The 7,575-nt window shown below is 48.0% G+C and carries 7 protein-coding genes; 6 read left to right on the forward strand and 1 reads right to left on the reverse strand.

The features are described from left to right. Window positions 1–349 precede the first annotated feature (349 nt). From GW587_RS30740 to GW587_RS30765, 6 genes are all read left to right on the forward strand, one after another. Complete coding sequence (locus GW587_RS30740) at window positions 350–1,306, forward strand: hypothetical protein (protein WP_166108717.1); 957 nt, start codon at window positions 350–352, stop codon at window positions 1,304–1,306. Window positions 1,307–1,619: 313 nt separating this feature from the next. Then, a complete protein-coding gene (locus tag GW587_RS30745) occupies window positions 1,620–3,374 on the forward strand; it encodes an ATP-binding protein (RefSeq protein WP_166108718.1) in 1,755 nt (584 codons plus the stop codon). 19 nt (window positions 3,375–3,393) lie between these two features. Beyond that, complete coding sequence (locus GW587_RS30750) at window positions 3,394–4,590, forward strand: restriction endonuclease (RefSeq protein ID WP_166108719.1); 1,197 nt, start codon at window positions 3,394–3,396, stop codon at window positions 4,588–4,590. Between the two features lie 91 nt (window positions 4,591–4,681). Continuing rightward, window positions 4,682–5,284 (forward strand): hypothetical protein, encoded by a 603-nt coding sequence (locus GW587_RS30755; protein WP_166108720.1) that lies wholly within the window; start codon window positions 4,682–4,684, stop codon window positions 5,282–5,284. Between the two features lie 89 nt (window positions 5,285–5,373). Further along, window positions 5,374–6,315: a hypothetical protein gene (locus GW587_RS30760; RefSeq protein ID WP_166108721.1), complete on the forward strand. Its 942-nt coding sequence runs from the start codon at window positions 5,374–5,376 to the stop codon at window positions 6,313–6,315. Between the two features lie 161 nt (window positions 6,316–6,476). Then, the gene (locus GW587_RS30765; protein WP_166108722.1) at window positions 6,477–7,202 is read left to right on the forward strand and encodes a restriction endonuclease; all 726 of its coding nucleotides are present in this window, start codon (window positions 6,477–6,479) and stop codon (window positions 7,200–7,202) included. Window positions 7,203–7,305: 103 nt separating this feature from the next. On the opposite strand, the gene GW587_RS30770 is transcribed toward GW587_RS30765, so the two are convergent. Further along, window positions 7,306–7,575, reverse strand: a 270-nt coding sequence (locus GW587_RS30770) for a hypothetical protein (RefSeq protein WP_166108723.1), incomplete at its 5' end; no start/stop codon positions are given.

Below are 7,575 nucleotides of genomic sequence, written 5' to 3' on the forward strand. Positions count from 1 at the left end.
TCCGCATTCGTCGTTGAAGTTGAAATCTCCTCGCATGTTCAGGAGGGAGCTGGCGCGCCGGGCTCAAGAAAGCGGCGCTAACTAAGCGATAGGACGTGTCCGGTTATACGGGGGCAAGATCACTAGATGCCAATTTTCCTGCATCGCTTGGCGCGTTGTGCAAACCAATGAACGCATAATATCCATCGCACTCGGGCTTGTCAGCCCCTCTTCCCATCCCGTCTCAGGAAGCTCGTGCTGATTTTTTTGGCAATTTGCATTGCCGGCGGAAATGACTAGAACGCCCCATCATTAATGAGTGCAAATTGTCCGGACAAAATGGCTACTTTTCGGTGACAATTGAAACCCTATGCTCACAGCCAAAGAACAAGGGTTCGTCAGATCTCATCTCGAAGACTTCACCGGACAGTCGTATGCCGAGGTCGCCGCGTCTCTGACGGAGAAGTTTGGTCGCGCGGTCACCCGCAGCACCGCCCGTTACTACCTGAGTTCTATTGCGGGTCATGAAGGACGGGCGAAGGGACGGCCAAGCGGCGCTGCCAGAGATGTAGATATATGGGACCTATTGCTACCGGAACTGCTGGCGCTGACCGGGCTTTCGGCGTCTCGCCTATTCCGCGACCTTACGCACGCGCTCGCCCCCGAACGTCTTCCGTTCGGCGAGTCCGCTTTCCACGAACGCACAGGGCGTCGTTCGCCCACCAAAGGAACGGGTAAGAAAAAAATAGGTACGTCGCTCCTGGACCGCTGTAACTTACGCATCAAAGTGGTGGAGACATATCACAACGATGCAGCAGGCACGCACCTCTATCTCTTCGGCTATGAAGAGCTCACCGGATACACAGCCTTCGACGCCATCACACGGTCGAGTCTCACCGCGCAAAGAATCTCAAATTTCGTTAAGGAGATCGAAGAGCATCTCGGTTTACCAGTGCGACGAATCTGCCTAGTCGGCAGCGAGTTTTCCTGGTTAGCAGAATCTAGGCCACTCGAAAAACTTAACGTTCAGCGCTTAAAAGAACAACACGCGTCCAGCCAAATCAACAGCCCCTACAAACGAAGCGCAGAGATCGACTTGCTACAACGACTTACGAAGAAGCAGAACGATGGAATTGCCCGCGCAAAGGCCACTATCGCTAAGGAAGCCATCTCACACTTCGTTCACCTGGAGGAGACAAGCGGCGGTGTATGGAAGACCCCAGCACAACGAAGAGTCGCACGACGACAGCAGGCAGATGCGAAAGAACTGAAACCGTTCCTCGGCAAGCGATTCAAACTGCACCGGCCAAAACGGCGTCCAACGTGACGGGCCCTGTTCCAGCAGCGGCCTCCGTAGCTAGAGTGTCAATTGCATGCTCTTTATCCCCCAGAGGCGGATTTACACCGTCACTTGGTGCAAATCCTTACTGGTTGAACGGCTCCGCTACGCAAGATACTCCCATAGGTTGACGAAATAACAACAGTGACAATTGAAGAGAATTGGCGATGAGAAACTACGGCAAAATGTAGGTCAATTCCTACAAGAGTTTTTATAATTTCACAACATCCTCAGCGAGGTCCCTTTGGGCTCAGCAGGGGCAGTTTGCATAGAGGCCGTCTTTGTTTTCAAACTCCCTAATATGACCAAGAGCAACGTACGCTTTCATGTCAACTCGCGATTGGCACAACTTCTTAGCCAGGAGTATTCCTCGACTGAAAAGGCAATCAAAGAACTCGTGGACAACGCCTGGGATGCAGATTCGGATCATGTGAAAATCCAACTGCCCGCTCCAATGAGCGACCATCCCATCGTAATTTGCGATGACGGCTCTGGGATGACAGAGGATGAAGTTGGCAGCCACTATCTCTCTATTGCATCAGACCGCAGGGAGCGAAGTGGCGAGCGTACAGCTAAGAAAAAGAGGCTAGTTAAAGGACGCAAAGGTATAGGTAAGTTCGCTGGGCTGATGGCTGCCTCAGTCATGACTCTTGAGACGCATGCCCGAGGTATTCGGACGAGTTTCACTCTCCGTGTTCAGGATCTCTCAACGGTACAGGACATCGAACAGCTTCCTATCCATTTGACCACCGAGCCTTGCTCACCAGAATCTCGAGGCACCCGCATAACACTTAGCTCGCTACACCAGCAGCTAACATTCCCCGATCCAATTAAGTTCAGGCAGATTTTGCTGCTGGAATATGGGCGCGAGACCGACTTTGCCATTGAAGTAAATGACAAAGTGCTGGGAGTCGATGACGTCCAAGGTCATTTTAAAGATGAAAAACTAGACGTTCCCGAAGTCGGAGAAGTACGTGTGCGCTTTGCCATTTCAGAGAAAAATGCGGTTTCACGTCAGCCAGGTATTGTCATTCGTGTGGATGGTAAGGCGGTTGGTAAGCCTTCATTCTTCGGTCTCGATGACCAGGAGGACTTTCCTCAGAAACTGCTCAAGCGCCTGTACGGCGAGATTGATGCCGATGGTCTGTCAAAGCACGTCACCGCAGGTTGGAATAGCCTGATCGAAAATAGTGAGTTGCTCGAGCAAGTCACAAATGCAGTGCGACCGCTTATCCTCGCAGCGTTCAAAGAGAAGCACGGCCGCGAGATTCAACTAGCCCATGCGCGCTTGAGGCGTGACATCAAAGAACGGCTCGCGGCTCTCCCAGAGAATCGCCGCGAATATGCCGAAAAAGCGATTCAAAAAATTCTCGAACGGTTCTATCAAGAATCCGAAGAGAAGATTGCACCCTTCATCTATGTCCTACTGGAAGCGATAGAGCGCTCCGACTACGGCCTAGTAGTTCAACACTTAGCCGACGCAAGCCGAAAAGACATTGCAACACTAGCGGATGCTCTTGCTGAGTTCGGCCTCACAGACATGGCGTATCTCGTCGAGCAAGCAAAAGCACGTCAGGAATTCCTCGACCAACTCGAGTTACTGACGCAAGACCCTAAGACTCTCGAGGCCCAAATGCACAAAGCTATTGAGAAAAATCTGTGGATCCTGGGAGCGCAGTTCTCGCTATATAGCTCGAACAAAACCCTCCAGCGTCAAGTCGAGGAAGGGTTCGGCAAGCAGTTCGTCGGTGAACGCGCTAGCAATCGCCCTGACCTCTTGCTTAACGAGAATTTAAATGGTGAATGTTTGCTTATAGAATTTAAGAGACCTGCACATCTCCTTAATAGGGATGACTATAAACAAGCAACTGACTACAGGCATGACTTGTTGAAGTACACCACAAAGCCTATTCAAGTGGTTTTGATCGGTGGAAGAAAATCAACCGATTTCCCAACTACAAACCTTGAGCCAAATGTCAACGCAATGACATTTTCGGACATCATCGCCACGGCAAGAAAGCAATTAAATTGGCAGCTGAGCCATTCTTTCGTTTGAGATGATGAGCGCGAATAAAATGAAAAATCGATACCAAAACCCCGACAACGATCCTAACGGTCCGTGGGTACTCACTGAAATAACAATGAATGGGGAACGAGAAGGCCGTCGCTTTGAATGGAACGGAAAATCACCGCCATCAGGTCGCTCTTGGCGTTTTAACGAGGCACAAGCCCGCGAACTCGAAAGTCAGGGAAGGATCGTGTTCAGCTCGACTGGCATGCCCTGCATGAAACGCTATTTGACCCAATCACGTGAAACCCTGCTCCGGGTTCTAGAACAGCTACCACATCATGCGCGCATGTCGGAGAGCGAATTCACTAGAAAAGCCATTCCAGCGCTGATTTCGGCCCTCGGCTACTCGGACGACGAAACATTCTTTGATTATGGACGCGGAAAGCGACGCGCCGATTTAGTAGTGTCGAATTCGATCGAATCTAAGCCATGGGTAATCTTCGAGGTAAAAAGTGGCCGCACACAAGATATCTCTTCATGGATCCAACAACTTCACGACTACTTAACTGAATTCGGTGGAACCAGGGGCGTAGTCGTATCACCAGAAATACTTGTTGTAATCGATAGAGGAGTCGTAAAGCAATTTGATTTAAATAATCTTGCGATTACAGAAGCCGAAGAAATATTGAAAAATCTTGAACGAGCTGACCAAGACGTTCCGAACTCCGGCACCAGAATCCGTAACATTCAGCTTATCAAACTTATCGAAGAAGCGGAGTCAGCGAAAACCAATGACGCAAAGGGGAAGTCATTCGAGGCCCTGGGTCGCCACCTATTCAGCTGTATTCCTTCACTTAGGTGCAAGTACAGCAATCTTAATACCCGTAGTAGCGAGATCGATATCGTCGTTGAGTATAACTCGTCTAATGGGGTTTTGCCTCTATTTGAGGAGTTGGGTCGTTACTGTTTTGTGGAGTGTAAAAATTGGAGTGCGCCGGTTGGTGCAAAGCATATCCGAGACTTTATCGGGAAATTGGAAAAATGTAGAGTGAAACTGGGTGTTATTTTGGCAAAAAATGGAGTTACCGGCGAAAACTCTGGTCTTGATGCAATTCGTGAAGTACAGAGCGCGTTTGATCGAGATGGTCCTATCATACTTATATTTTCTTTAGAAGACTTACGTACCATCGAAGATGGTGGAGCCTTTACTGAAGCGCTAGATTTACGGTTCGACTACCTTAGGTTCGACATAGAAGGATAGGTCAGGATACCGATATCCTCGGCCTTTCGATACATTGCGGTTTTGCAAGTTAAATTTGCAACGCATTCAGCTATTTTTTGGAGAAATTCTTATGACACGATCTATGGGCGTAATGCTCGAAAACTTCGACCAGCGCATCGACTCCACAACGCTAGAAGAGTTCCGCGACCATCTCGAGACTTCGCTGCGACGTCGGGAGAAGGCTTTAGAAAAGGAATACAAGTCGCTTACCGAAGATGATTTCGAAGATCCTCGCGATATTGATGACTACAAGATGCACATTGAAGATCAAGCATTTTATGTTGGTGAGGTTAGAAAACTTGGATATGAGCTCTGTATAGTAGCGCTGTATCGCCAGATTGAAGTACACACAAAACGAGTCGCCAAAAGAAATTTTCCAAGTATAAAGGAACGAGAACTGTTTAATATTGCGAGTATGAAGTCAGCGCTCCCCTTTGACCTTGAAAAACTTCCTCATTTCGCAGCCTTCGATGAGCTTCGTTTATTCAATAACGCTATCAAACATGAGGGGAAGGTTTCTACCGACTTGGCAAAGAAATTTCCAACTCTACGTGCTGGTGAAGAGCTAATTGATCTCGATAAGACTTATGAAATGCTATTGCCTCTAGTACAGGAATATACAAAAGAGTTTGTATCTGCTGCTTATAAAAATTCCGCCAAATACAAGCCTTGAACAAATTTAAAATAACTTAGGAATATAGACAAGTGGCGAACGGTCCTGCACACTATCATAAATCATCAATGTGAATAAAAATGAGAACTATGAACACATCGGATTTTTGGAAAAACTTCCGACTTGGCGAAGAACTCCACATTGCTGGATCCTTCATTTACAATGGTTTGCGTCGATTCCATGAGCTCGAACTCTTTGACAATAGTGACGAACTGTTCGAGTTTCTTTACAACCTGTCGGTTGGTATAGAACGGCTCTTAAAGATTGCAATCGTACTGCATGAGCATTCTGAAGTTGGAGATCAGGAGACGCTAGAGAAGTCGCTCATCACCCATAACCACTTGGATTTGTTGGAGAGAGTACGGAACCATGTTGAGATCAAGTTCGGCAAGCCACATAATGATCTTCTACAACTCTTAGGTACCTTCTACAAAACTCTGCGATACGACAGATTTTCGCTGAATTCTGTCTACGAAGGTCATAAGGAAGTTTCAGCGATTCTCAGCTTTTTGAACAAGCATCTCCAAGTTGAGATTTCAAAAAAAAACTTACCGTTCGCCACCCTTAACGAAGACCGATACCGGGCTTTTATCAGACGAACGGTTTTAGCTATTTCACAAACAATGTATACCGTTATTGATGAGCAAGCTAGATCGCTGGGCTTGTACACATACGAACTGCGATACGGATCGAAGGCGGAAAGCGTATTTCTAAGGAAGGTAAACATCAGTGACGAAGATGTACTCTGGAAGGAATTGCTTATCTTCTTCATGAACTCCGATCCAAAAACAGGCTATTTTAAATTTCTCAAAGGGATTGAGCCGTTGAAATTCGACCCAGGCTTGATCCGTGATTACCTGGATTGCTTCAAATCAGATGCGTCAAAGGCAGAAGTAATGGACGAACTAGAACACCACTACGGAGAAATGGACAAATCTGACCGTAAGCAGCGGTTCGAAATTATTGGTTTCATCGGTGCGCAAGGTGTGTATTTTGACGACGAGGGCGATATAGAAGAGGATAACCAGTAGTGAGCAAGCCACTGCAGCCGAATAATGTCCATTATACGTCCCAATAAGATTTTTTACCTCCAACACAATCACAAGGCGTTCGCAACTACATATTTAACAGGCCAGCCGTGCGTTAATTATTAAGTGGCGTTAGAATGTCTTTTTTAAAGGAATTCCTCTCTATGGCCGCTGACTGGAGCGATTACCAAGAAGAAGCTGCCAAATTCTTTCGATCCCTTGGGCTCGAAGCTGCTACAAACGTCACGATTAAGGGCGTTCGAACCAGCCATGACGTTGACGTGCTTGTAAAGTCTCGACATGCTGGCTTCGAGATCACGTGGATCGTCGAATGTAAGCACTGGAAGTCTCGGATAAGCAAACTTCACGTTCTCGGTCTGCGAGAAATTATTGCAGACACCGGCGCAGATCGCGGCGTCCTCTTGGCGGAGAATGGATTTCAAAGCGGAGCAGCTGAAGCTGCGGCATTGACCAACGTTCATTTGACATCGCTTTCTGCGGCTCGTCGAGAAGCCAGCACTGAGGTCTTCAACATGCGACTTACGGAACTCTATGACCGTGTAGAAAAATGCCGAGAAAGGTATTGGGACATTCCTAAGGGCGCGCGCATCGATCACGGTCTCCGGCCCGACAGTTATGAAAGTGGCTACTCCGGCGCGGCAATCATATCGCTAACTGAGGATATTCTGCGCAAGGCATTTCGTGGAAACTATCCATTCGAGGCGGACTATATGTGGCGATCCGCCGCGCATAATAAATCCGACATTTTCAATTCAGTAGAAGAAACAATCGGGTTCCTCGAACCGGTAATTCACACGCTCGAATCCAAACTTGATGCGTGCGTCGCTGTGATAGAACAGCCTCCGACAAACTCAGGCAACAGTAATTAATCTCTCTACTTGGTACATCGACCATGTCCGTATCACCCCCTAGCCACACGCCTCTTGTACAAGCCAGCTTAGCGAAACTAGGCAATGACCGGGCTATGCTACTTTATATGGGAAAAGAGATATTTTCCGCAAACAATGCGGCCATGTTTCCACTGGACCTGTTGGCATTTGGCGTTCTGAAGCGCGCAGTGAGCACCGCCAGCGCATTCAAGCTCCTGATCGATTCGTGGAATATGGTCACTGCACGTACCTGAGGTGTACTGTCAATAATGGACACGTCCGTTTCAAGCAGCCAGCGCTTTTTTTCTGAAATTCTCAGCGAACGACGCCGGCGATACATAGCCAAGGCGCGAATGGCGCCGCTGGCGGTTGT

The sequence above is a fragment of the Duganella aceris genome, assembly GCF_011090165.1.
Classification (GTDB): domain Bacteria; phylum Pseudomonadota; class Gammaproteobacteria; order Burkholderiales; family Burkholderiaceae_D; genus Rugamonas; species Rugamonas aceris.